At 65.4% G+C, this 24,494-nt stretch carries 23 protein-coding genes; 9 read left to right on the top strand and 14 right to left on the bottom strand.

Annotation, left to right across the window (positions count from 1 at the left end; translation table 11 throughout):
- Positions 1–5 precede the first annotated feature (5 nt).
- From DBR47_RS05720 to trmB, 3 genes are read left to right on the top strand one after another with little or no spacing between them, the layout of a single operon-like run.
- The gene (locus DBR47_RS05720; RefSeq protein ID WP_231512146.1) at positions 6–851 is read left to right on the top strand and encodes a purine-nucleoside phosphorylase; all 846 of its coding nucleotides are present in this window, start codon (positions 6–8) and stop codon (positions 849–851) included.
- A gap of 2 nt (positions 852–853) precedes the next feature.
- Positions 854–1,621: a deoxyribose-phosphate aldolase gene (deoC, locus tag DBR47_RS05715; protein ID WP_124447850.1), complete on the top strand. Its 768-nt coding sequence runs from the start codon at positions 854–856 to the stop codon at positions 1,619–1,621.
- A 45-nt stretch (positions 1,622–1,666) separates the two neighbouring features.
- A complete protein-coding gene (gene trmB / locus DBR47_RS05710) occupies positions 1,667–2,398 on the top strand; it encodes a tRNA (guanosine(46)-N7)-methyltransferase TrmB (RefSeq protein WP_124447848.1) in 732 nt (243 codons plus the stop codon).
- Here trmB and DBR47_RS05705 read toward each other — a convergent pair whose 3' ends face one another.
- Complete coding sequence (locus tag DBR47_RS05705) at positions 2,399–3,148, bottom strand: YoaK family protein (RefSeq protein ID WP_124448043.1); 750 nt, start codon at positions 3,146–3,148, stop codon at positions 2,399–2,401.
- 64 nt (positions 3,149–3,212) lie between these two features.
- On the opposite strand from DBR47_RS05705, the gene coaBC reads away from it, so the two are divergent.
- Positions 3,213–4,433 (top strand): bifunctional phosphopantothenoylcysteine decarboxylase/phosphopantothenate--cysteine ligase CoaBC, encoded by a 1,221-nt coding sequence (coaBC, locus tag DBR47_RS05700; protein WP_124447846.1) that lies wholly within the window; start codon positions 3,213–3,215, stop codon positions 4,431–4,433.
- A gap of 12 nt (positions 4,434–4,445) precedes the next feature.
- On the top strand, positions 4,446–4,904 hold the full coding sequence (gene dut, locus DBR47_RS05695) for a dUTP diphosphatase (RefSeq protein WP_124447844.1): 459 nt from the start codon (positions 4,446–4,448) through the stop codon (positions 4,902–4,904).
- Positions 4,905–4,947: 43 nt separating this feature from the next.
- Here the strand turns inward: dut and DBR47_RS05690 are convergent, their stop codons facing one another.
- From DBR47_RS05690 to DBR47_RS05665, 6 genes are all read right to left on the bottom strand, one after another.
- Positions 4,948–5,466, bottom strand: a complete 519-nt coding sequence (locus DBR47_RS05690) for a peptidylprolyl isomerase (protein ID WP_124447842.1) — start codon at positions 5,464–5,466, stop codon at positions 4,948–4,950.
- A gap of 12 nt (positions 5,467–5,478) precedes the next feature.
- The gene (locus tag DBR47_RS05685; protein ID WP_124447840.1) at positions 5,479–6,879 is read right to left on the bottom strand and encodes a PAS domain-containing sensor histidine kinase; all 1,401 of its coding nucleotides are present in this window, start codon (positions 6,877–6,879) and stop codon (positions 5,479–5,481) included.
- Entirely contained in the window at positions 6,876–8,285 is a 1,410-nt protein-coding gene (locus tag DBR47_RS05680) for a sigma-54 dependent transcriptional regulator (RefSeq protein WP_231512145.1), read from the bottom strand. The genes DBR47_RS05685 and DBR47_RS05680 overlap by 4 nt, the downstream gene beginning before the upstream one ends.
- Positions 8,286–8,348: 63 nt before the next feature.
- On the bottom strand, positions 8,349–10,808 hold the full coding sequence (locus tag DBR47_RS05675; protein WP_124447838.1) for an ABC transporter permease: 2,460 nt from the start codon (positions 10,806–10,808) through the stop codon (positions 8,349–8,351).
- On the bottom strand, positions 10,808–11,560 hold the full coding sequence (locus tag DBR47_RS05670) for an ABC transporter ATP-binding protein (protein ID WP_124447836.1): 753 nt from the start codon (positions 11,558–11,560) through the stop codon (positions 10,808–10,810). The genes DBR47_RS05675 and DBR47_RS05670 overlap by 1 nt, the downstream gene beginning before the upstream one ends.
- Positions 11,561–11,633: 73 nt before the next feature.
- Positions 11,634–12,905 carry an efflux RND transporter periplasmic adaptor subunit gene (locus DBR47_RS05665; RefSeq protein ID WP_124447835.1) on the bottom strand — a complete coding sequence of 424 codons (1,272 nt, stop codon included), beginning with the start codon at positions 12,903–12,905 and terminating at the stop codon, positions 11,634–11,636.
- A 197-nt stretch (positions 12,906–13,102) separates the two neighbouring features.
- Here DBR47_RS05665 and DBR47_RS05660 point away from each other — a divergent pair, with 197 nt between their 5' ends.
- The 3 genes from DBR47_RS05660 to DBR47_RS24910 all read left to right on the top strand — a co-directional run bounded on the left by DBR47_RS05660 (position 13,103) and on the right by DBR47_RS24910 (position 15,243).
- Entirely contained in the window at positions 13,103–14,218 is a 1,116-nt protein-coding gene (locus DBR47_RS05660) for a JmjC domain-containing protein (RefSeq protein WP_124447833.1), read from the top strand.
- Positions 14,219–14,273: 55 nt separating this feature from the next.
- On the top strand, positions 14,274–14,810 hold the full coding sequence (locus tag DBR47_RS05655) for a hypothetical protein (protein ID WP_124447831.1): 537 nt from the start codon (positions 14,274–14,276) through the stop codon (positions 14,808–14,810).
- Between the two features lie 187 nt (positions 14,811–14,997).
- Positions 14,998–15,243 (top strand): hypothetical protein, encoded by a 246-nt coding sequence (locus tag DBR47_RS24910; protein WP_124447829.1) that lies wholly within the window; start codon positions 14,998–15,000, stop codon positions 15,241–15,243.
- Positions 15,244–15,348: 105 nt separating this feature from the next.
- Here DBR47_RS24910 and DBR47_RS05645 read toward each other — a convergent pair whose 3' ends face one another.
- The 6 genes from DBR47_RS05645 to DBR47_RS05620 all read right to left on the bottom strand — a co-directional run bounded on the left by DBR47_RS05645 (position 15,349) and on the right by DBR47_RS05620 (position 21,870).
- Positions 15,349–16,128, bottom strand: a complete 780-nt coding sequence (locus tag DBR47_RS05645) for an MBL fold metallo-hydrolase (RefSeq protein ID WP_124447827.1) — start codon at positions 16,126–16,128, stop codon at positions 15,349–15,351.
- An 84-nt stretch (positions 16,129–16,212) separates the two neighbouring features.
- Entirely contained in the window at positions 16,213–17,382 is a 1,170-nt protein-coding gene (bamC, locus tag DBR47_RS05640; protein WP_124448039.1) for an outer membrane protein assembly factor BamC, read from the bottom strand.
- Positions 17,383–17,582: 200 nt separating this feature from the next.
- Positions 17,583–18,464, bottom strand: a complete 882-nt coding sequence (gene dapA / locus DBR47_RS05635; RefSeq protein ID WP_124447825.1) for a 4-hydroxy-tetrahydrodipicolinate synthase — start codon at positions 18,462–18,464, stop codon at positions 17,583–17,585.
- Positions 18,465–18,514: 50 nt separating this feature from the next.
- Positions 18,515–19,060 (bottom strand): bifunctional 2-polyprenyl-6-hydroxyphenol methylase/3-demethylubiquinol 3-O-methyltransferase UbiG, encoded by a 546-nt coding sequence (locus DBR47_RS05630; protein WP_124447823.1) that lies wholly within the window; start codon positions 19,058–19,060, stop codon positions 18,515–18,517.
- 183 nt (positions 19,061–19,243) lie between these two features.
- Positions 19,244–20,491: an MFS transporter gene (locus tag DBR47_RS05625; RefSeq protein WP_231512143.1), complete on the bottom strand. Its 1,248-nt coding sequence runs from the start codon at positions 20,489–20,491 to the stop codon at positions 19,244–19,246.
- Positions 20,492–20,568: 77 nt separating this feature from the next.
- Positions 20,569–21,870 (bottom strand): hypothetical protein, encoded by a 1,302-nt coding sequence (locus DBR47_RS05620; RefSeq protein ID WP_124447821.1) that lies wholly within the window; start codon positions 21,868–21,870, stop codon positions 20,569–20,571.
- Between the two features lie 81 nt (positions 21,871–21,951).
- On the opposite strand from DBR47_RS05620, the gene DBR47_RS05615 reads away from it, so the two are divergent.
- Entirely contained in the window at positions 21,952–22,986 is a 1,035-nt protein-coding gene (locus tag DBR47_RS05615) for a histone deacetylase family protein (RefSeq protein WP_124447819.1), read from the top strand.
- Positions 22,987–22,990: 4 nt separating this feature from the next.
- Here DBR47_RS05615 and DBR47_RS05610 read toward each other — a convergent pair whose 3' ends face one another.
- Entirely contained in the window at positions 22,991–24,283 is a 1,293-nt protein-coding gene (locus DBR47_RS05610) for an amidohydrolase family protein (RefSeq protein ID WP_124447817.1), read from the bottom strand.
- Between the last annotated feature and the right edge of the window lie 211 nt (positions 24,284–24,494).

Here is a 24,494-nt window from a genome sequence, read left to right as displayed (position 1 = left end):
TTCAAATGATCGACAACAAAGCCCTGGACGCCAAGATTGACGCCACTCTCGCCAAGCTGAACAGCCAGTTCGGCGCCGCGCCCGCCGTGGCCGTGGTGCTGGGCTCGGGCTGGTCGGGTGCCGTCAGCCTGGTAGAGCAGGCTCAGCATCTGAGCTATGCCGAGCTGCCCGCCTTCCCTCAGCCCAAGGTGGAAGGCCATGTCAACGAGATCGTGGTCGGCCAGATCGGCGCCCAGCGCGTGGTGATGTTGCGCGGCCGCGCCCATACCTACGAGAGCGGCGATTGCACCGGCATGGCCGGCGCGCTGCGCAGCCTCAAGCGCTGGGGCGTCAAGGTGCTGCTGCAGACCAATGCCTCGGGCTCGCTGCGCACCAGCATGCCCCCGGGCAGCCTGATGCTGATCAAGGACCACATCAACGCACCCCAGCGTTCGCCCCTGGTCGGCGAGCCCGGTAGCGAGCGTTTTGTGGACATGAACCAGGCCTACGACCGGGAACTGCTGGCCAATGCCAAAGAGGTCGCGGCCAAGACCGGCCAAGTGCTGGGCGAGGGCGTTTACTGCTGGGCTCTGGGCCCGCAGTTTGAAACCCCGGCCGAGATCCGCATGTTTGCCGCCTGGGGCGCCGACGCCGTGGGCATGAGCACCGTGCCCGAAACCATTCTGGCCCGCCACTGCGGCCTGCGCGTGATGGGCCTGGCCTTGATGACCAATATGGCCGCCGGCCTGTCGGAAGAAGCCCTGACCCATGCCCTGACCCTGCAGCAAGCGCAGGTCTCGGGCGAGCGCGCCGCCAGCTTCCTGGCCGCCGTGGTGGCCAGCCTGGCGAACCTGCCTTCGCTGCAGGCTTGAGTATGAGCAGCCGCAGCCTGAAAGAGTCGGCCGCACTGGCTCTGCAATGCCTGGACCTGACCAGCCTCGGCGAGGCCGACACGGCCGCCGATATCGCGGCCCTGTGTGCCCGTGCTCAGACGGCCCATGGTGCCGTGGCCGCCGTCTGTGTATGGCCGCGCTTTGTGGCCCAGGCGAGGGCGGCGCTGCCATTGGCAATCAAGGTTGCGGCCGTCGCCAATTTCCCAGCGGGTGACTTGAATCTGCCTCTGGCCTTGGCCGATGTGCAAGCCATTCTGGCCGCCGGTGGCGATGAGGTCGATGTGGTCTTGCCCTATCGCGCCTTGCGGGCCGGACAGGAACAAGCGGTCAGCGATTTCCTCGCCGGTGTGCGTGCCGCCTGTGCGGGCAAGACGCTCAAGGTCATCATCGAAAGCGGGGAGCTGGCCACGCCAGAGCTGATCCGCCTGGCCACGCGTCTGTCGATTGCTGCGGGTGCCGACTTCATCAAGACCAGCACCGGCAAATCGCCCGTCTCGGCCACGCCCGAGGCGGCCGAGGCCATGCTGGACGAGATCGCCAAGGCGGCTCGACCCGGCTTGGGCTTCAAGGCCTCGGGCGGCATCCGTACCGTGCTGGAAGCTGAACGCTATCTGGCCCTGGCCGAGCGGGCCCTGGGCGCTGCGGCCCTGCAGTCCGCTCGCCTGCGCTTTGGTGCCAGTGGGCTCTTGAACGATGTCCTGGCCGTCCTCGATGGTCAGGGCTCAGCGTCCGCTGGATCTGGCTACTAGGCTAGACTTCCGCCCTTTTCTTTCGTCCCTACCTGCGCTGTCACCATGTCCGAGCTTCCTGAAAACCCCGCCACCCCCGCAGAGACCGAGGGAGCGCCTGCCCACCCGCAGCGCGCCATCAAGAGCTTTGTGGTGCGTGCCGGTCGCATGGGCTCGGGCCAGGTCAAGGCCTTGGCCGAGCTAGGCCCCAAGTTCGTCCTGCCCTTCACCGAAGGCAAGACCCTGGAGCCGGCCGCCGTGTTTGGCCGCCAAGCGCCGGTGGTGTTCGAGATCGGCTTCGGCATGGGCGACGCCACGGCCAAGATTGCCCAGACCCTGGCCGATCACGACTTCCTCGGCTGCGAGGTGCATGAGCCCGGCGTGGGCGCTTTGCTCAAGCACATCGATGAGAAGGGCTTAAGCAATATCCGCATCTTCCAGCACGATGCGGTGGAGGTGCTGGAGCAGATGATTGCACCCGACTCCCTGGCCGGCGTGCACATTTTCTTCCCCGATCCCTGGCATAAAAAGCGCCACAACAAACGTCGCCTGATCCAGCCGGCTTTTGTGGCCAAGCTGGTCAAACACATCCGCCCGGGTGGCTATCTGCATTGCGCCACCGACTGGGAGCCCTATGCCCAGCAGATGCTGGAGGTCTTGAGCGCCGACCCGCTGCTGGAGAACACGGCGGCTGGCTATGCCGAGAAGCCCGCCTACCGCCCGCTGACCAAGTTCGAGAACCGTGGCATCAAGCTGGGCCATGGCGTCTGGGATCTGGTGTTCCGCCGCAAGGGCTGATCAACTCTCGGCCAAGTCCTCGGGCACGCCCCGCAACAAGCTGGCCAAGGCCAGCAGCAAGAGCGCGGCGGCCAGGGGCAGGGTGGCGATAAAGCCCGCGTGCTTGAAGCCCAGGGCGCCCGAAATACCGCCGATGAAGAAGGCCAGCACCAGGCTGGCATGAATGCGCAGGCGGCGCCGGTCGGCGCGCACCTGCTCGCTCTGCTTATGGCCCTGGTTCCAATAAATCAGGCGGCCCAACTCCAGGCCCAGATCGGTCAGCAGGCCGGTGACATGGGTGGTGCGAATCTCGGCCTTGGAGATTTTGGTGATCAGGGCGTTCTGCAGCCCCATCACAAAGCAAAGCAGCAAGGTGGTCAGCGAGACCCGTTCGATCTGCTGCGGCAGCAACTGGCTGCCGATCAGGCCAAAGATCAGCAGCAACACGGCTTCCAGCAAGAGCGTGGGCACATAGGTCCAGGCCGGGAAATTGCGGCGGCTGTAATTGACCATCAAGGCCGTGCTGCCCGCCCCGATCACAAAAGCCGCCACGGCGACGAGGGCGCTGATGGCCAGGCCAATCCGCCCCAGGGCGATCTCATCGGCTGCGCCCGAAACCAGGCCCGTCATATGCGAGGTGTACTGGCCCACGGCCAGAAAACCACCGGCGTTGAGCGCGCCCGCCACAAAGGCCAGGCCCGCGCCCAGATGCAGATTGGCGCGTGGACTGCGCACCGGTGAGGTCAGATCGGCGAGGTAGTTGACGGGCATGGCTGAAGCATACGGGATGCGGCCTGCGCCAAATTCTTGCGGGCAGCCTGCTAGAGTGCGGCCCATGTCTGAAACCACTCCTCTTCAACTGGCCGGCAAGCATGTCTTGCTCGGCCTCTCCGGCGGCATCGCCTGCTATAAAAGCGCCGAGTTGATCCGCCTGCTGACGAAGGCCGGTGCGACGGTGCAGGTCGTGATGACGGCCGCGGCCGAGCAATTCATCACCGCCGTCACCTTGCAGGCCTTGTCAGGCCGCGCGGTCGTCACCAGCCAGTGGGACGCTCGCGAGCCCAACAATATGGCCCACATCAATTTGGGCCGCGAGGCCGATGTCATGCTGATCGCCCCGGCCAGCGCCGACTTCATCGCCAAGCTGGCCCAGGGCCGGGCCGATGAATTGCTGAGCCTGACGGCCCTGGCGCGCCCGCTGGATCGCTGCCCCTTGTTGGTGGCGCCCGCCATGAACCGCGAGATGTGGGCTCATCCGGCCACGCAACGAAACGTCGCCACCTTGCGGGCCGATGGGGCGCTGATCCTGGGCCCCGATGCCGGTGACCAAGCCTGCGGCGAAGTGGGTGATGGCCGCATGCTGGAAGCGGCCGATCTGCTGGAGGAGGTGATCGCCTTTTTCCAGCCCAAGCTGCTGGCCGGGCGCAAGCTCTTGATCACGGCGGGCCCGACCTTTGAGCCCATCGATCCGGTGCGTGGCATCACCAATCTGTCCAGCGGCAAGATGGGTTTTGCGATTGCCCGCGCGGCCCGCGAGGCCGGTGCCGAGGTCACCCTGGTGGCGGGCCCCGTGCATCTGCCCACGCCGCGCGGCGTGCGTCGCATCGATGTGCGCACCGCCTTGCAGATGCATGAGGCCGTGCTGCCTCTGGCCACCCAGCATGAGATTTTTGTGGCGACGGCCGCGGTGGCCGACTGGCGGCCTGCCACGCTGAACGAGCATAAGATCAAAAAAGACGGCAAGAAGACTTCGCCGACGTTCGAGTTGACCGAGAACCCCGACATCCTCGCCGCCGTGGCGGCCCTTCCGGACAAGCCCTTCTGCGTAGGCTTTGCGGCCGAGAGCCAAGACTTGCTCAAGCATGCGCGCGAGAAGCTGCTGCGCAAGAAAGTGCCCCTGATCGTGGGCAATCTGGGCCCGGCCACCTTTGGCCGCGACGACAATGCCCTGCTGCTGGTCGACGAGCAGGGTCAGCGCGAACTGCCACACAGCGACAAGCTAAGCCTGGCCCGCGAGCTGGTCCAAGAAATCGCCCGTCGCCTCGCCAAGCCCTAACTCTCTTTTCCCATGACTCAAGCGACTGTTGACCTCAAAGTGCTCGATGCCCGTATGGGCGAGCAAATCCCCGCCTACGCCACGCCCGGCAGCGCCGGCCTGGACCTGCGTGCCTGCCTGGATGCGCCCGTGACCCTGGAGCCGGACCAGACCTTTCTGGTGCCCACCGGCCTGGCCATCCACATCAATGACCCGGGCCTGGCGGCCATCATCCTGCCGCGCTCCGGCCTGGGCCATAAGCACGGCATCGTGCTGGGCAATCTGGTTGGCTTGATCGACAGCGATTACCAGGGCCAGCTGATGGTCAGCTGCTGGAACCGGGGCCAGACGGCCTTCGTGATCCAGCCCCTGGAGCGCATCGCTCAGCTGGTGCTGGTGCCGGTGGTGCAAGCCGCCTTCCGCCGGGTGGAAGACTTTGCCGACGCCTCGCAGCGTGGCGAGGGTGGCTTCGGCTCCACCGGCAAGAGCTGATTCGTGCTGAACTCGGCCGGGAGGCCGGGTTTGCAAACCGCGTTTAGTGCAGCGGCTCGTCCGCTGGCGCGCCGCCCAGCAGGCTGAACACCGCCTCGCCCAGGCTGCCGGCTTCGATCTCGGCTTCGGTGGCGGCGCGTACATCCAAGACCTTCAGATGCATGCGCAGGCCGATGCCGGCGAGCGGGTGGTTGCCGTCCAGCACCACATGTTCGGGATAGACGTCGGTGACGGTGTAGATGCCTTCGGGCATGTCTTCGGTGGCGGCGCCCGGGGGCAGGCCCTCGAACTGCATGCCGGCTTCCACGCCCTCGGGAAAGAGGTTGCGGGCTTCGAAGCAGACCAGGCTGGAGTCGTAGTCGCCAAAAGCGTGCTCGGGTTCCAGGGCCAGGCTGGCTTGGTGACCGGCTTCTTGATCCAACAAGGCCTCTTCGACCTTGGCAAACAAATCATGGCCGCCGTAGAAGAACTCCAGCGGTTCCGCCAGTTCGTCGATCAACTGGCTTTGGGCATCTTCAAGTCGCCAGCTCAGGGCGACCACGCAGGGGGCAGAAATTTTCATCGCCGTATTGTTTCACAGCCGTCTCTGCCCCACACCTTGCGGCGTGGCAAAGCGCAGCAGGGCCTGGCAGCCGGGGCCGTCTGTGCGGTTGCTCAAGGTCAGGCTGCCCTGGTGAGCCTCGGCGATGCGCCGCGCCAGCACCAGGCCGATGCCGCTGCCTTGGGGCTTGGTGGTGTAAAAGGGCACGAAGAGATTGGCCGGGTTGGCAAGGCCGCGGCCCCGGTCCAGCAGGCACAGCTCCAGGGGCTGGGCTTGCACCCGCAGGCATATCTCCGGGGGCTGTGCCTGCACCCGCAGGCACAGGGGCGCGCCACCGGCTTCGATGCCGTTTTGCAGCAGATTGATCAGCATCTGCTCGATCTGCACCGGGTCGCCGAAAAACAGCAGCTCACCTTCACTTTCAGCCAGGCCTTGTAACTCCAACTGGGCTTGCGGCAGCAGGGCGGGCAGGCGGCGCAGAAGAGCGGCCAGATCAAAGCGCTGCTTGTGGGGCTCTGGCAGGCGAGCCAATTGGGCGTAGCGCTGCACAAACTCGCCCAGATGCTGGGCGCGGTCGCGGATCAGGGCCAAGGATTCCTCGGCGTCCTGATGCCAGTCGGCGCTGGCCGCCTGGCCGCTTGCCTGCTTGCGCAGGCCCTGGCTCAACATCTCGCTCAGGCTGGCAATCGGGGCCAGGGAGTTGTTGACTTCATGGCTCAGCACCCGCAGCAGGCGTTGCCAGGCCTGCAGCTCTTCCTCGCGCAGCACCTGCTTGAGATCGGTGACGAAGAGCAGCCGGTGTTGCGCCGCCTGGCCCGATCCGGGCATGGCATAGGCTTGGCGGCGCAGGCGCCACAGACCGGCAGCGCCGGGAAAGACATGCTCGCAGAGCTGCTCGGTGTCCGCCTGCAAAAGTGCCGCCAGGCCCAGGCTTCTGGCCTCCCGGCCCAGGGCTTGTGAGGCAATGCATTGCAGCAGGCGTAGGGCGCTGGGGTTGGCCAGTTGCAGGCAATCTTGTTCGTCAAAAGCAAACACCGCCACATCCAGCTGCTGCACGACGTTCTCGGCCAGGCTCAGCGCAGCCATCGCCTGCTGGCGCTGCTGGTACAGGCTGTCGACCAAGCGATTGATTTGCTCGCCCAACAAGTCCTCGGGGCCGGCGCGGCGTAGGCGTTGCTGGTACTCACCGGCGATCACGCCTTCGATCACATTGCCCAGCAGCAGGCGCTGAAACTCCGCCCGCTGACGCAAGCGCCAGGCCGCGCCCAGCCAGGCGGCTGCGGCCAGGCTCAGCAACAGAATCTTGGGGTAGATGGACCAGGCTTGCTGACTGAGCAAATAAGCGGCGATGGCCAAGGCCGGGGCGCCGCCCGCCAAAGCCCAAAGAAACTGCTTTTGGGCGAAGCCCTGCCTGCCTTGGCGAATCGCTTTCACAGCTGGTGCTTTTCCAGGCGACGGTAAAAGGCCGAGCGGCTCAGGCCCAGGGTTTGGGCCGCCAGCAAGGCATTGCCCTCGCTGCGCTGCAAGGCCTTGCGGATCAGCAGCTTCTCGGCCTCGTCCAGGGTCAGCTGTTCCAGTTCCGGCTCCTGGGCCGGCGGCTTGGCTTGGGCTTGCAGGCCCAAATCGCTGGCCTCGATGCGGTCGCCCTGGCTCAACAGACTGGCTCTTTCCATGCAGTGGCTCAACTCACGCACATTGCCGGGCCAAGCGTGGCTCAGCAAGAGCTGCTGAGCGGATTCGGACAGGGTGCGCAAGGGCTTTTGATAGCGCCGGGCATGCGCGGCCAGAAAGTGCTGGGCCAGCAGCAAGATGTCGGCGCCGCGCTCGCGCAGGGGCGGCAGATGCAGCTGCACGCTATTGAGCCGGTAGAGCAGGTCGCGGCGGAACAGGCCCTGGCTCACCAGCTGATCCAGGTCGGCATTGGTGGCGGCGATGAGGCGGACCTGGGCCTGGCGCGGCGTGGCCGAGCCCAGGCGCTCGAAAGCCCCGCTCTCCAGCACCCGCAAGAGCTTGGCCTGCTGGGCCAGCGGGATATTGCCCACCTCGTCCAAGAACAAAGTCCCCCCATCGGCCAACTCGAAGCGCCCCAGCCGGGTCTGGCGCGCGTCGGTGAAGGCGCCGCGCTCGTGGCCGAACATCTCGCTCTCGAACAGCGTCTCCGGGATGGCGCCCATATTCAGGCTGATGAAGGGGCCGGCGGCGCGTTTGCTTTGGCGGTGGATGGCCTGGGCCAGCTGGCTTTTGCCGCTGCCGTTCTCGCCGGTGATCAAGAGGTTGACCTCGGTTGGTGCCAGCGCGGCCACTTTTTGCATCAGGCTTAGCAAGGCCGGGGACTGACCCAACCAGGGTTTATCGGCGCTGTCGGCCTGCAGCAAGGCGTTCTCGGCCGCCAGGCGCTGGGCTTGCTGACGGCTGCTGTGCAAGCTCAGCTGATTGCGCAGCACGGCGGCCAGGCGCGCGTTGTCCCAGGGCTTCTCGATGAAATCATTGGCCCCCAGCTGCAGGGCTTGCACCGCCAGCGGGATGCTGCCCCAGGCCGTCATCGCGACGATGGGCAGCAGGGGGGCTTGAGCACGCGCCGCGCGGATCAAGCCCAGGCCCTCTTCCCCCGAGGTGGTGTCGCGGGCGTAGTTGAGGTCGGCCAGCAAGAGACCGACCTCGCCGCGCCCCAGCTCAACAAGGGCTTCTTGTGGCGAGGCCACCAGCACGCTGCTCAAGCCCTCGCTTTTGAGAAACAGACGCAGGGCCGCACGCACGGCGGCATCGTCGTCGGCGACCAGGACGGGCGCGCTTTCCGGCTTGCTGGCCTGGGCTTCCATGCTGCTGGGATTTCGAGTCATTGGGTCGAGGAAAAATGGCCGGGCCATTCTCGCCCGGCCAGACCGCTGCTGGGGAGCCCCGCCTCAAACACTGTTGAGAGCCGCGCTGGGCAGCTGGCGCAGGGCTTGGCGGGCGGGCAGCCAGGTGGAGACCAAGACCAGACTGCTGATCACCAGGGCGACCAAGCTCAGGCCCGCGGCCAGCAGGGCTGCGGAGGCCGCGTCCTGGCGCAGGATCAAGGCACCGGCCAGCAGACCCAGGGGCAGGGCGATGAGCAGCAGGCGCAGGGCCTGGGCCATCAGCAGACGCATCATCTGAGCGTCGGTCGCGCCGACCGCGCGGCGCACGGCGATTTCCTGGCCGCGCAGCTGCACGGCTCGGCTGGTGACGCCGTAGATGCCGCTGACGGCCAAGCTCATGGTCATCATGCCCAGAATCAGGCACAGCGCCGACATCACCTCCTCGCCGCCGTAGGCGATGCGTTGGCGCTCCTCCGCGCTATAGACCCGCTCCAGCGCCAGGGCGGGGTCGGCCTTGGCCACGGCACGGGCCAAGAGCTCGCGGCTGGCCGCTGTGTCGTTCAGGCCCACCAGGCCGATATTGATGTCCGGCGAGGGTGCTTGGCTCAGCGGGCGATAGAAGTTGGCGGCCCGCCGGCCGGCGTCCCCTGCAATACCCTGGATCAGATGGGCGCAGACACCCACCACGGTGACCCAGTCGCTTTTGGGGTTCTTGGGGTCGACTTTGAAGCGTTTGCCCAGCACCGCATGCAGGCTTTGGCCGGGCCAGAACTGGGCCGCGAAATTGGCGTTGACCACGGCCACCTTGAGCCCCTCGGCTCTATCGCTGCTGCTGAATTCGCGCCCGGCCAGCAGGGGGACTTCCAGGGCCTTGAAATAGCCGCTGTTGACGCTGTAGTCACCGGCGCTGGGGTAGCGCTCATCGCTGATCTGCATGCCCTCGGCCAAGACCTCCTCGCTGGAGCGCATGCCGCCACCGGGCAGGCTGGTGGACAGGGCGACGCCCGTGCTGCCATCCACCTGCTCTTGCAGGGCGGTCTCCAAGCGCGCCCAGAGCTGAGCCAAGGCCGGCTCGGCCTCGGGCCCCTGATAAACGGCCAGGCGCGGTTGCAGCTGCGCCGTCATCACCGCATGGCTGCGCGCTCCGGTGCCGGCGTTCAGGCGCCGCTCCACCTCGACGGTTTGCATGCCCGAGAGCAGCAGGAGCAGGCTGGACAAGGCGATTTGCAAGACCACCAAGGCGCGGCTGAGGCGGCCGGCCTGGCGGCTGTTGCCACCGCGACCATCGCGCAAGACCGAGGCCACGTCCACGGCGGAAGCGCGCCAGGCGGGCAGGCCGGCGGTCAGCAAGGCGATGGCCACACTCAGGCCCAGGCCGCAGACCACGGCGGCCGGGCTGAGGTGGATCTGTATCCAGAAGGGCAGGCGGCCGTCGGCGGTGCTGAGCACGGCCTGCTGCGTGGCCTCCAGCGCCCAGGCACTGAAGAAGAGGCCGACCAAGCCCGCAGCGCCGCACAGCAGCAAGGCCTCCAGCAGCAGGCGCCAGATCAACCGGGATCGCGGGGCACCGAGGGCGGCACGCAAGGCCAGTTCCTGACGGCGCTCGTTGGCGCGTGCCAGCAGCAGATTGCTGGTGTTGATGCCAACCAGGGCCAGCAGCAGGGCCGCCGCGGCGGCCAGACCCAGGTAGATCAGTTCCAGATCGGGCATGCCCCAGGCCGCATAGGGCAGGGCGATGGCGCCCACGTCCTTGTTATTGGCCGGAAAGCTTTGTGCCAGCTGGGCGGCGACCTGATCCAGCTCGGCCTGGGCCTGGGCGGCCGAGGCGCCGGCTTTGAGGCGGCCCAGCACCATCACATGCTGGGGTGTGCCCATGCTTTGGCCCTTGCCGCGGCTGAGCGGACCGCTGGGCGGGCGGAAAGGCAGCCAGACCTGCTGAACCATGGGGAAGCGCAGCTGCGCGGGCAGCACGCCGACGATCTCGGTGTCCACCCCGTTGATCTTGAGGTGGCTGCCGATCACCTTGGGGTCAGCCGCCAAAAAATTGCGCCAGACCTCGGCGCCTATCACCACCACGGGCGCTGCACCGGCCTGCTCGTCACTGGCTTGCAGCAAGCGGCCGAGCTCGGGTCGGGCGGCCTCGCCCAGCCAAGGCCAGAGCGCGGCGGGTACATAGGCCGCCTTGAAGGTGCTGGGGTAGCTGCGGCTGTGCCCCAAGGTGACGGTAGCGGTGCGCAAGGCTTGCATGTCCTCCCAGCTGCGGCCCCGGGTTTGGCTGGCGTACGCCAGGTAGTCCAGGTAATGCACGCTATTGGCCTGGGTGCGATCGGCCTGGCGGGTGGCCTCCACCGCACGCAGGCGGCCGGGCTCGGGGAAGGGGATGTGGCCGTCCACAAAGCTGAAATAGATGGCGGCGCTGTAAATGGCAAAGCCCAGGCCGCAGATCAGGCTCAAGAGACTCAGCAAGCTGAAGCCCGGGGCGCGCAGCAGGGCGCGCAGGGCGTGGTTCAGGTCGTCGCGCATCACAGCACCTCGGCCGCTTGGCTGCTCAAGTGCGGCGCGGGGCTGGCCACATTGGGCAGGTCGGCCACGATATGGCCGTCGTAGAGGCTGATCGTGCGCTGGGCCATGGCGGCAAAGCGCGGCTCATGGGTGACCATGCAAAGCGTGGCGCCGCCGGCGTGCACCTCTTTCAGCAGCTGCATCACAAGCTCGGCATTGCGAGAGTCCAGATTGCCGGTGGGCTCATCGGCCAGGATCAGGCTGGGCCGGCCCACCAGGGCGCGGGCAATGGCGACTCTTTGCTGTTGGCCGCCGGAGAGCTGGTTGGGGTAGTGGCGGGCGCGGTGGCTCATGTCGACCTGGGCCAGTACCTCGGCCACGCGGCTGCGGCGCTGGGCGCGGCTGAGATCCTTGCGATAGCTCAGCGGCAGGGCGACGTTTTCCTCCACCGTCAACTCGGCGATCAGATTGAAGGCCTGGAACACAAAGCCGATGCTTTGATTGCGCAGCAGGGCGCAGGCGCGCTTGTCCAAGCTTTCGACGCTTTGCCCGTCCAGCTCATAGCGGCCGGCGCTGGGCCTGTCCAGCAGGCCCAGTATGGCCAGCAGGCTGGATTTGCCGCAGCCCGAGGGGCCGCTGACGGCCAGGAACTCACCTCGTCTGATGACGAGATGGATGTCGTCCAGCGCGCGGGTCTCCAGCTCATCGCTGAGAAAGCTCTTCTGTATGCCTTGCAGGCGGATCAGGACGGGCTGCTGGGTCTGGCTAGTCATGGGCGTCTCCTCGGTGGTCAATATAGGTTGAAAGTTAGTGGGTCAAGTGAGTGAGTGCAGGGCGGCCGCTGCCTCAACGCAGGCGCACGCGCTGCGCCTCGCGCCAGGCGCTGGTGTCGGATACCACCACCTGATCGCCCAGGCTCAGGCCCGACTGCAGGGCGATACGGCCCACCGAGGCCGGGCCGAACTGCACGGGCACCCGCTCCAGCACGCCGTCTGCGCCCAGGCGGAAGAGGCTGGCGCGGCTCTGCGCCTGGCTGAACAAGGGGCGCTGAATTTGCAAGGTGTTGTCCAGGCGGCTGAGGGTGATGACGCCGTCCACGCCCAGATCGGAGCGGGCGCCGCGCGGCAGTGGGCCGCTCAGCGCGATGTCCACCAACACCACCCCATTGCTCACCTTGGCGGCGATGCGGCTGACCTGGCCGCCGAGCTGGCCATCGCTGCCCCCGCTGCGCAGGTCGAGCTGGGCGCTTTGGCCCAGGGCAATATCGCGGGCCTGGGCTTCTTGCACCTGCAGCTGGGCGTAGAGCGCGTCGGCTCGCGCCAGCTTGGCCAGATTGGCGCCGGCCAACACGCTTTGCCCGGGTTGCAGATTCAGCTCTTGCACCACCGCGTCCTCTGGCGCCCGGACGTTGAGCGCTTCCATCAACTCCTGCTCTCTTTGCAGGCTTTGCTGCCAGCGGTTCAAGGCTGCGCGCTTTGCCTCCAACTGGGCTTGCATGGCGGCGCGGTGTCGGCTCAGTTGCTCACGCTCTAGCTGCAAGGTCTGGCGGGCTTGCTCCAGCGCGAAGCGGCTGCGTTCAAAAGCCAGTTTGGAAACCATGCCGTCCTTGCGCAACTCCTGGTCGGCCTCCCACTGCAGCTCGGCACTGCGCAGGGCAAACTCGGCGCGCTGGACGGCGGCGCCTTGGTTCAGTGCCTGGCTTTCCAGGCTGAGCTGGGTGGCGTTCATCTCGGCTCGGGCCTGCTCTAGCTGGCCGCGCAGCTCCAGCAGGCGTAGCTGCAACTGAGGATTGCTGAGGGTGAGCAAGACCTGACCCTTGCGCACCGAACTGCCCGCCTGCACCTCGACCCGTTCGACCCGGCCCTCGCTTTGCGCTGCGATCCAGCGCTGCTGGCTGGGCAGCAGCACGCCGGCGGCGCGCACATCCAGTTGCAGCGGGCCGCGTTCAACCGAGGCCAGCACGACACCTTGGCGGCTCACGCTCATCTCGCTGGGCTTGGCTTGCAAGCGCAGGGCGAGCAGGCCCGCGAGCAGGATCAGCAAGAGGGCGGCCAAGCCCAGGCGAGGGCCTTTTTGGCGCAAGCGTTGGAGTGGTGTGAGTGCGCGTTGAATGTCCATATCAAGACGGCTTTGCAGGAGTCGTGCCAGCGGTCGAGGTGCGTGAGGAAACAAGGCAAATGCTTGATTTCCCGGGTGAATGGCCGAAGTGCGCGGACTTGATCTGGCGCAGTGAAGGCTCAGGAATGTCGAAACTGGGATGCGCGAGCGCAACTCGTCCCAATTTCGAAACAGGGGAGCAGGCGACAATGCCCGCCATGAACATCCAAGACTCCCTGCCGCTGCTGGGCGGCCTCAGCCCCGAACAATTCATGCGTCGCCACTGGCAGAAGAAGCCCTTGCTGGTGCGGCAGGCCTTGCCTGGCATTCGCCCACCTGCCTCGCGCAGCGAGCTGGCGGCCTTGGCCGCCAGCGAGGATGCGGAGTCACGCCTGGTCAGCGCTTTTGATGGCCGCTGGGCCCTGCGCAAAGGCCCCATCGCCAAACTGCCGCCTTTCTCCAAGGCTGGCTGGACGCTGCTGGTGCAAGGGCTGGAGCAACATGTGCCCGCCGCTTACGACTTGCTGAGCCAGTTCCGTTTTGTGCCCGAGGCGCGGCTGGATGATTTGATGATTTCCTACGCTACCGATGGCGGCGGCGTGGGCCCGCATTTCGATTCCTACGATGTGTTCCTGATCCAGGTCCACGGCCAGCGCCGCTGGCGCATCGGCCAGCAAAAGAATGCCCAGCTGCGCGACGATGTGCCGCTAAAAATCATCGCTAACTTCGAACCCGAGCAGGAATATGTGCTGGAGCCGGGCGATATGTTGTATCTGCCGCCGGGTTGGGCGCATGACGGCGTGGCGATTGGCGAATGCATGACCTGCTCGGTGGGCTTCCGCACGCCTTGGCGGGCCGAGTTGGCCAAGGATTTGCTGAGCCGTTTGATGGACGACGAAGACCAGCATTACGCCAATCGCATGTATGCCGACCCCAAGCAGCCGGCCACCACCACCCCCGGCCTGATGCCTCAGCAACTGCTGGACTTCGCCCGCGATGCCGCCGAGCGTGCGCTGCGTGAGCCCCTGGCGCTGGAGCGGGCGCTGGGTGAGGCCATGACCGAGCCCAAGCCTCATGTCTGGTTCGATGCGGGTGTGCCGGTGCCTGCCGGCTGCGGGGCCGTGCTGGATAGGCGCAGCCGCATGCTCTACGATCCCGCGCACATTTTCATCAACGGCGAGTCCTTCCGCGCGGCTGGCCGCGATGCCAAGTTGATGCGTGAGTTTGCCGACCAAAGAGCACTGACGGCCAAGCAAGTGACGCAGTTGTCGGAAGGCGCGCGTGAGTTGCTCGACCAGTGGGCAGAAGACGGTTGGGTTCGGGTGGCTGACTAAGGCCGCTGCCCGGTCCGAATGAGGTTTTGACCGAGTTTTTTGGGAGCGCAAAGCCATGACGCAAGCACCGGAAGAGTCATGTCAGCCCGCCTTGAATCTGGGGGTGTTTGAGGGTCGTCAGGCCTTTGCGGCGGCCCTCACCCAGTGCTTGGCCTGGGCCGGGGCTGAGGACTGCCGAGACCTGCGCTGGGTGGACGCGAGCTTTGTTGACTGGCCTTTGTCGGAGCCCGCGCTGTTGGCCGTTTTACAGGCCTGGGCCAAACCCGGCCGTCGCCTGCTTTTGCTGGCCCAGCAGTTCGAGGATTTGCGTCGCCGCCATCCGCGCTTTGTGCAGTGGCGCGCTCGCTATGGCCATTGCGTGCAGGCGCGGGCTTTTGACGAGGATTGGCAGCCCCTGGGGCATGGCGCGCCCGAGGCCTTGCTGTGGGCCAAGGGCCGCGAGGCGACGCTCAGCCTGCGGCTGTTGGATAAACAGCATTGGCGAGGCGTTTTGTCCTTGAGCCAGATCGACGCTGTGTCGCTGCGCGAACAGACTGATGCAAGCTTGCAACGGTCTTACGAATCATTTGCCAGCACGACATTGGGTCTATAAGGGTGGACAAAAGTACCGGTTATACTTACAGGCTAGGCGGTGGAAGCGCTCGAGGTTTCCTCGTCTTAAGACGTCGAGGTTCGCAGCAAGTCAAATATTCAGTTTTTTCTGAGGGTTTGAGACTGTTGTGATGCTTCAAAAAATTACCGGTAATTGCATCGTCGTTTAACGAATTTTGAGGACAAGTATGAACAAGTCGATCCTGTTGGCTACCCTGTTGGCTGCTGTTGCCCTGACCGCTTGCGGCAAGAAGGAAGAAGCCGCTGTTGTGGCTCCCGTCGCTGAAGCCGCTTCGGCTGCCGCCAGCGCTGTTGACTCGGCTGCTTCGGCTGCCGCTTCCGCAGTGGCCACCGGCGCTGCTGACGCAGCTTCGGCTGTCGGCACTGCCGCTGCTGATGCAGCTGCTTCGGCTGTTGACGCCATCAAGAAGTAATCGAATCTTTTCGATTCTCTGAAAAAACCGCCCGGTGCGAACCAGGCGGTTTTTTTACGTCTGCTGTTTTTGCAAGGCCTGCGTTTATCGGGTGACAAAAGCGGCTCAGCGCAGTGAAAACCAGTCCGTGCCCAAGCCCTGGCTGGCGACCGGAATGTCCTCGATCTTGCGATCCAGTGCAGCGGCCAGCGCTTGTGCGGCCAGCTCGGGCCGGTTATTGCGCTCGCTCAGATGGGCGGCGACCACGACGCCCAAATCGGTGTGCAGGCACTGGCGCAGCAAGTCGGCCGAGTGCTCGTTGCATAAATGGCCGTGGCTGCCCAGGATGCGGCGTTTGAGGCTGGCCGGGTAGCTGGAGTTCCTGAGCAGCTGCTCGTCGTGATTGCATTCCAGCAGCAGGGCATGGCAGTCTTGCAAGGCTTCGATGACCTGCGGTGTGGCGCAGCCCAGATCGGTCAGCAGGCCTAGATGGCGGTCACCGTCGTGGCAGCGCAGGTGCAGGGGCTCGCGGGCGTCGTGAGGCACGGCAAAGGGCTGTAAAGCCATATCGCCCAGGTCGATGAAGTCGCCGTCGCGTACCAGGTGCAGCAGCTTGGGGTCGAAGTCCTCATGGCCTATGGCCTTCCAGGTGCCACGGCTGGTCCATAGCGGCACTTGAAAGCGCTGGCATAGATTGAGTACGCAACCCACATGGTCGCCATGCTCATGGGTGATGAACACCGCGCTGAGTTGCTCGGGCGAGCTGCCGGCGCGCAGCAGGCGTTTGCTGAGTTCGCGCAGGCTGAAGCCGCAGTCCAGCAGGAGCTGGGTGCTGGTGATGCCCTGGCTGGCTTCGATCAGCGTGGCATTGCCGCCGCTGCCGCTGCCTAGGCTACAAAAACGCATGGGGCTCTTTCGTTTGCTGTCTTGAATGAAAAACGCCACCGACCCGGAGGCGGTGGCGTGTTCTGTTTGGGCTGGGCTCTTGAATCAGCGCAGATCGTCCATCAGCAGATTGAGAATCCGCTTGGCGATCTCATTGGTCTGCTTCTGGCCCTTGTCGTCCAGCACCGAGACGACGCTGCGCTCGCCTTCGGACTTGACCTGCACCCGGTAGCGCACCTTGGCCGGGCCTTCGTCCTTGCTGAACAGCTTCTGGAAGAAGTTGGGCTCTTCCTTGCCGGCCTGGTTGGGGTCGGCATAACGCAGATAGAACAGGCCGGCTTTGCGGTCGCGGTCTTCCACGGTGAAGCCATGGCGATCCAGCGACTGACCCACACGGCGCCAGGCGCGCTCAAAGCCTTCGGCCACTTGCAACTCGTCCGGCACATCGGCCAGGCTGCGGCTTTGCGGCTTGCTGGCCACGGCGGCGGCACCAGCGGTGGCCACGGCGCCCGAGGCGGCGGCAGCGGCCGGCTTGGCGGCAGCCGCATTGTTGGCGGCCACCAGGGCGGCCTTGGCCGCTTCATCCTTGGCGCCCAGTTTGAGCATCAGGCGGGACAGCATCTCGGCTTCGAGCTGAGGCTCGCTGGCGCGGGGCTGCCAGGCCGTGCTGTCCTTCTGCTGGCTGGTGTAGACCTCTTGCACACCCTTGTGCGAGATATAGATCTCGGTGCCGCCGGCCACGCGCTCGATGCGGGTGCGATACATATCGCGCTCGCCGCTGGAGTAGAGGCCGTCAAACACCCGACCGATGGTGGAGCGGATCACGTCCTGCGGCAGCTTGGCGCGGTTTTCATTCCAATTGGTTTCGATCAGGCCGATATCGGCCTGCTCTTTAGCGATCTCGAAGCCGCGCTCGACCCAGAAGTCACGCACTTGCTGCCACAGCTGCTCGGGCGGCAGGTCCACACGCAGGAATCGCTCGCTGCCATTGCGCTCCAGGCGCACATTGCCGGCGGCGTTCAGGGCCACGGTATTGGCAGGGGCTGCGCCGCTGGCCTGGGCATTGGCCTTGGCGGCCGCATTGTTTTGCTGGAAGGTGGCTGCGCTGACCACGCCGCCTTGAGCCTGGTTGCGGCCGTCGCGGGCCAGCTGGGTCAGATCGGGCGGCACGTCCAGGCCGGTGGTCTGCTTGGCGCCGCTGCGGTAGTCCACCTTGTCGGTGGAGATCACATTGTCCAGCGAGGAGCAACCGGCTGCCAGCGCGCCCACCATCATCAGACAGGCCAAGGACACCGGGCGGGTCTTGGAAGAAGCAATTGAGGAACGAGTCACGCTAGACATCTCCGGAGGTCAGGGTTGCGGCTGCATGCGATCTTCAGTGATCTTGCATGAGCGGCTTCAATCAAAGTGGGGCGATTAGAGCAGATGCCGGGCTCGGACAAAACGAATGCGGTCTCGCCATCTGCTCGGGGGCCTTAGAGCAGGCCCGCGTCCTTCATGGCTTGCTCGACCAGGGCCTGGCCAGCAGGCGTCAGACCGGTGATGGGCAGGCGCAGATGGGGCTCGATGCGGCCCAGGCGCGACAGCGCCCACTTGGCCGGTGCCGGGCTGGGTTCGCAGAACAGATGCTTGTGCAGACCCAGCAGCTGGAAGTGGATGCGGCGGGCCTCAGCGATATTGCCGGCCAAAGCAGCCTTGCACAGCTCATGCATGGCGCGCGGAGCCACATTGGCCGTCACGCTGACATTGCCTGCGCCGCCCAAGAGCATCAGGGCGATGGCGGTGCCGTCGTCGCCGGAGTAGATCTTGAAGTGCTGGGGTGCGTGCTTGATCAGATAGGTCGCGCGCTCGATATTGCCGGTGGCTTCCTTGACGCCGAACACGCCGGGCAGGGCGGCGCAGCGCAGGGCGGTCTCGGGCAGCATATCGGCGACGGTGCGGCCGGGCACGTTGTAGAGCATCATGGGGATGTCTACCGCCTCGGCGATGGCCTTGTAGTGCTGGTAAATGCCTTCTTGCGAGGGCTTGTTGTAGTAGGGCACGACAGACAGGGTGCAATCCGCGCCGACTTCCTTGGCGTAGCGGCTCAGCTCGATCGCCTCGGCGGTCGAGTTCGCGCCGGTGCCGGCCATGATGGGCACACGGCCCTTGGCATGCAGAACCGCCGCGCGAATGATCTCGCGGTTTTCTTCCATGCTGACCGTGGGTGATTCACCGGTGGTGCCGACCACACCGATGACATCGGTGCCCTCGGCGATATGCCAGTCGATCAGCTTGCGCAGGGTGGGGTAATCAACGCTGCCATCTTCAAGCATCGGGGTCACGAGAGCGACGATGCTGCCAACAAGTCCGTTCATTGAGCAATTCCTAGTAATCGGCTGATTCTACTCAGCCACACAGCGCTTTCTCAGCCGGCTAGGGCATAACGCTGGAAAACCCCGTCTGAGCTAGCTGGGGCGCGCACAGCGGCAACGCGCTGCACAAAGCGGCCGTTGACGCCCGCAGCCTCGGTGCTGCTCGTTTGTGCGCATTCAAAGCCATCCTCGTAGGCGATCACCCGCAAGCCTTCACAAGCCTGCAGCAATTCGCCCGGCTGCAGCAAGAACTCGGCCCGCGCCGGCCGGCCTATGCTTTGCTGACCCTGGGCAAAGGTTTCGTAGATCAGCCAGCCGCCCGGCGCCACCGCCGCCACGATCTGCGGCAGCAAGGGCCGCCACAGATAGTTGCTGACCAGCACCAGATCAAATTGCCGCCCGGCCAAGGGCCAGGGGCCGTTCTCAATATCGCTGAGGATGATTTCGGCCAGCTCGCGCAAGGGGGCGACGGCAGCTTCGTCACGGTCCACGCCAGTCACCTGCATACCTCGCTGAGCCAGATAGCGCAGATGGCGCCCAGAGCCGCAGGCCAGGTCTAGCGCCGTGGCGCCGGGTCGGCAGGCTTGCGACCAGCGCATCAGCCAGGGGGAAACAGGATTGGCGCAGAGCAAAGGGTTCAAAAACAGGCCCAAATTTGATCAGACAAGCCCTGCATCAAGCTGGGCTGGAAATAGGCCAGAAACACCAGGCCCAACACCGCGAGAAGCAGGAGCCGCCACAGTGCAGCGCGTATTTTCATCTCAACTCTTCTTCGCCCGCCATCAAGCCGGCACAGCGCCGCGCGGAATGGCCGTCTCGCGCACCGGCAGATTCACCAAGGCCGCCATCACGCCCAGGCCAACCGCCAACCACCAGACCACGTCATAGCTGCCGCTCAAGTCGTAGAGCTTGCCGCCCAACCAGACGCCCAAAAAGCTGCCGATCTGGTGGCTTAGAAACACAAAGCCGCCCAGCATGGACATGTGTTGAACACCGAAGATCTGCGCCAACACCGCATTGGTGGGCGGCACGGTGGACAGCCACAACACCCCCATCACCGCCGAGAAGATGTAGATGGAGGCCGGCGTGAGGGGCAGGCTCAGAAAGATCACGATGGCGATGGAGCGCAGGCTATAGATGGCCGAGAGGATGTAGCGTTTCGGGAAGCGCTGGCCGAGCGAGCCCGCCGCATAAGTGCCAAAGACGTTGAATAGCCCGATCAAGGCGAGCGAATAGGTGGCGATCTGGGGGCTGAAGCCGTGGTCCTTCAGATAGCTGGGCATGTGCACGCCGATGAAGACGACCTGAAAACCGCAGACAAAATAGCCCAGCATCAAGAGCTGAAAGCTGCGGTAGCCAAAGGCCTCACGCAAGGCCTGGGCAATGCTTTGCTTGTGGCCATGGGCGGTTTGCGTGCCCTTGGGTTCGCGCAAGCCCAGGGCCAGAGGCAGGATGATCAAGGCGGCACAGGCCAGGATGAAGAGCGCGTTTTGCCAGCCGGTGTGGCCGATCAACCAGTTCTCCACCGGCACCATCAGGAACTGCCCGAAGCTGCCCGCCGCTGCGGCCACACCCATGGCCCAGGAGCGCTTTTCGGGCGCCACATTGCGGCCGATCACGCCGTAGATCACCGCATAGGTCGTGCCTGATTGGGCAATGCCTATGATCAGGCCTGCGCTGCCGGTGAAGGCCAAGCCTGAGGTCGACAAAGCCATCAAGACCAGGCCCAGGGCGTAGAGCAAGCCACCCACCATCAGCACGCGGAAAGGCCCGAAGCGATCGGCCAACATGCCGGTGAAAGGCCCGGCCAGGCCCCAGGCCAGGTTCTGGATCGCCAGAGCGAAGGCAAAGGTCTCGCGCGTCCAGCCTCGCTCCATGGTGATGGGCTGCAGCCACAGGCCAAAGCCGTGGCGTATGCCCATGGACAGGGTCACGATCATGGCGCCGCACAGCAGCACCTGAAACATGGACAGCTGTGGCGGCCGGGCGGCCGAAGATGGGGGTGTTTGGGGGAGGGTTGGGGCGCTCATCGCGCGACTCTAGCCAGAAATGCAAGTCCTGGCTGTCCCGCAGGTGAATCCATGGGCTTGTGAGCGAGGCGCTTTCTCTATTGGCTCAAGACCCGACCCTGTTTGACCCGCAGCTGAATGCGTTCCAGAGCCTCCAGGCCTTGGGCGCCTTGCAAGGGATTGCTCTTGAGCAGCAGGAAGCTGGCCTCGCAGCCATCGTCAAAGCAAGCGATCTTGCGCTTGGGGAAGAGGGCGCGTGGCGTGTCCACGGTGGCCAGGCGCAGCAGCTGGGCGCGCTCCAGCACGCCCAGGGAGTCCAGGCTGCGCAGCTCGCTCAAGACCGTGCCGTTGTAGAGGTCGGAGCCCAGCAGCAGCGGCACCTTGGCATCCAGCAATCGGCGCAGATTCTCGGCCTGCAACTGGCGCACGGCGGTGAGCGTCTCGGCCGACATGGGGAAGAGCTTGCTGCCGGAGATGGCGGTGATGACGGATACCTTTTTTTTCGCCGCCTCAGAGGCTGCGTCGGCGCTGATGCGATAGCGCTCGGCGTTCGTGCCCTCGAAGAAGAACAGGCCCGGCAGGCGTGCCACCCAGTCCACCCCGCTCTGGGCCGCCAGAGCAAAGTCGGCCGCGGTATCAGCCTGGGCGATGACCTTGAAGCCGTCCTGGTGCGCGCGTTTGACGATGGCGGGAACCAGCTCGGGCTTGAGCCCCAGGCGGCCCCACTGCTTGGGGTCGGCGCGCAGCTCGGGGCTTTCTGAGCGGCTGATCATCAGCTTGATGGAGTCGCTTTTGCGGGGGGCGATCAATGGCCACTTCTGGGCAATGTCCTGCGGCGAGTCCATCACCAGCACGGCCTTGTCGATGAAGTCCTCAGCGCGCAGCTTGGGGTCTTCGCCCATGAGCTGGGCCAGGGGCTGGCCGTCGCTGGAAGTGATGCAGGCGCTGTTGAACAGGACCTCGGGCGAGGCGGCCTGGGCAGCGATGGGCCGCATCTCGGACACGGCCTTGGGCTCGCCGCATTGCTGGGCTGTGTAGAACACGCCGTCGCGCAGATAGCTGGGCGCATAGCGGGCAAAGCCCCAGAGCGTCTGTAGATTGTGGTTGTGGGCGTCGGCCAGGGGCGGGATCAAAAACTGACCCTTGAGATCCATCTGGCGCTGGGCTTTTTTGATGCGTTGCTTGGTGAAGCGGCCGTCCTTGACGTAGAGCGTGCCTTGTTGAAAGCCCTTGCCGTCGAACCACTGGGCGTTCTTCAGCTCCATGCTCAGGGCCGGGCTGGCCTTGAAGTAGGGCGTTTCGGGCTCGGGATTGGCAGCGGCCGGAACTACAGCGAGCAGCAAACTCAGGCTGAGGGTGATGGGAGCGAGGGGACTGAAGGGGAAGCAGGAAACTGTCATAGCCCGGCCATGCTAGCCGGGTTTGCTGGCCTCAGCCCCGTGCGAAGATGGCCTCGCCCCAAAACAGCGAGGAGCCAAGGCTTGAAGACCGTCTACAACGACAAGCATGTTCAGCACGCCGCCAGCCATGAGTTCTTTCGTGGCCGACTGGTGCCGGCTTTTGAGATCCCGGCCCGTGCCGACTATGTTTTGCATACGCTGCAGGCCTCGGACCTGGGCCCCATCATGGCCCCCCAGGATCAGGGCTTGCAGGCGCTGGCCCGCGTGCATGCTCCCGCCTATTTGGATTTTTTGAGTGGCGCTTGGGGCGAGTGGCAGCGCTTGGGTGGCGAGGGCGATGCCTTCCCCGCCGTTTGGCCGGTGCGCAGCCTGCGCGCCGACGTCTTGCCCCAGAGCTTTGCGGCCCGCATGGGCTTGTTTTCCATGGACAGTGGCACGCCATTGACGGCCGGCGCCTGGCCCGCCGCTTACTGGGGTGCGCAATGCAGCTTGACGGGCCTGGATCTTGTCCTGGCCGGGGAGCGCAGCGCCTATGTGCTGAGCCGCCCGCCGGGCCACCATGCGGGGGCAGACTTTTTCGGCGGCTACTGCTTCGTCAACAACGCCGCGGTGGCGGCCCAGGCGGCCCTGGATCGCGGCCTGAAAAAAGTCGCCATCCTGGACGTGGACTACCACCACGGCAATGGCACGCAGGCGATTTTTTACGAACGTGCCGATGTCTTTTTCGCCAGCATCCACGGCGACCCGATGACCGAGTACCCCTTCTTCCTCGGCCATGCGGACGAAACCGGCGCGGGTGCTGGCCTGGGCTTTAACGCCAATTTCCCCTTGCCAGCGGGCGCCAGCAATGCGCTGTGGTTTGAGCGTCTGGACGCCGCCCTGGCGCGTCTGCAAGCCTATGCGCCCGAGTTGCTGATCGTCTCCCTGGGTGTGGATACCTATGGCGGCGACCCGATCTCGCACTTCCATCTGGACCGGCCGGAGTTCGCCCGGCTGGGCCAGCGCCTCCAGCGTTTTGGCGCGCCCACCCTGTTCTTGCAGGAGGGCGGCTATGCCACCGAGGCGATTGGCCACAATGTGCTGGCCGTTTTGCGGGGCTTTGAGTCAGGCGCTTAGTCGCCTAGTTCTTGGCCGGCAGGGCCTGCAGCACATGGCCCTGCTTGACCCGCAGCTGCACTTGGCCGAAGGCCTCTTTGTCGCGCAAGGGGTCGGTCTTCAGCACCAGAAAGCTGGCCTCGCAGCCGGGCTCAAAGCAGCCCAGGCGGCGCTTGGGGAAGAGGGCGCGCGGCGTGTCCACCGTTGCCAGCTTGAGTAATTCGGCCGCATCAAAAACCTGCAGGCTGGCCAGATTGCGGTACTCGGCCAGGCCGGTGGCGGCGAAATGGTCCGAGCCCACCAGCAGCTTGACCCCCGCCTGGCGCAGCAGGCGCAGATTGATTTTCTGCACGTTTTGGATGCGCGCCAGCAACTCGGGCTTGGGCTGGAAAAGATGGCTGACGGCCGTGGTGGTGATCACCTCCACCCCGCGGCGGGCGGCCTCGGCGGCCAACTCGGGGCTGAGCAGATAGTCCTCGATGCGATTGCCGTGATGGGGATAGTAACCGGGCAGGTGGGCGATCTGGTCCACCCCGGCCTGCAGGGCCGCGCCGAAGTCGGCGATGCTGTCCACATGGGCGCTGACCCGCAGACCTGAAGCATGGGCCAGGCGCACGACGGCGGCGGCGGTGTCGGCCCGCATGCCCAGATAGCCCTTGAGCTTGGGGTTGGCGATCAGATCCGGCCGCTCGTGGTAGCTGAGTATCAGCTTGACCCAATCGGTCTGGCTGCGCAGCACCAGCGGCCATTTGCGTTCGACCTCCTCGGGGCTGTCGGCCACCAGCACCGATTTGTCGGCCACGTCCTCATAGCGCACAGGCGGCTCCGGTGGCGGAGGCTGATCGGCCAGGGCCATGCCTATGGGGTGGCCGTAGGAGGAGGTGATGACGGCACTGGCAAAGAGAACATCCGGGCTGTCCGGCCGACCCGCCAGGGCGCGCAAGGGGGCGACGCCCTCGGGGTCGCCGGCCAGCATGGCCGCGTAGAACACGCCCTCATGCAGATAGCGCGGCCCGTTCTGCTGAAAGCCGCGCAGGAACTGCAGATTGTGGTTGTGCGCCTCCGCCAGCGGCGGGCTCAGGAAGCGGCCTTGCAGATGCATCACCCGGTCCACCCGGGCCGGTCGCTGGGCGCTGAACACGCCGTCCTGCACAAACAGCGTGCCCTGGCGCCAGCCCTGGCCGTCAAACCAGCGGGCCTGGCGCAGCTCCAGATTCTGGGCCGGCAGGGCCTGGTAGGCGGGGCTGCTTGCGCCCTGGGCCGGGCTGTTGATCAGGGTCAGCGCCGCTGTGAGCGCGGTGAGAAACAGAGCTTTCATGGGGGAATCCAGGAAAAAAAGCGGACTATCCGGCTTGAGCCGGTGGCTAGGCCGGGAGGCTTGGGCCGGGCATCCTAGCCCTGGGCTCGCAGGGCAAAGCACCCCAGGGAAGCACCTGAATCCGCTGATCGCCCCTGAGCATGGGGCTTGTGCGGCCGTCGCATGGGCTTGGGCGGCAGGGCGAACAGCGCCCGCGGGGTGGCCAGACCTG

It is taken from the genome of Paucibacter sp. KBW04 (assembly GCF_003852425.1).
GTDB lineage: Bacteria > Pseudomonadota > Gammaproteobacteria > Burkholderiales > Burkholderiaceae_C > Paucibacter_A.
Note: the sequence above shows the minus strand (reverse complement) of the source record. Positions and strands in the feature narration are given on the sequence as shown.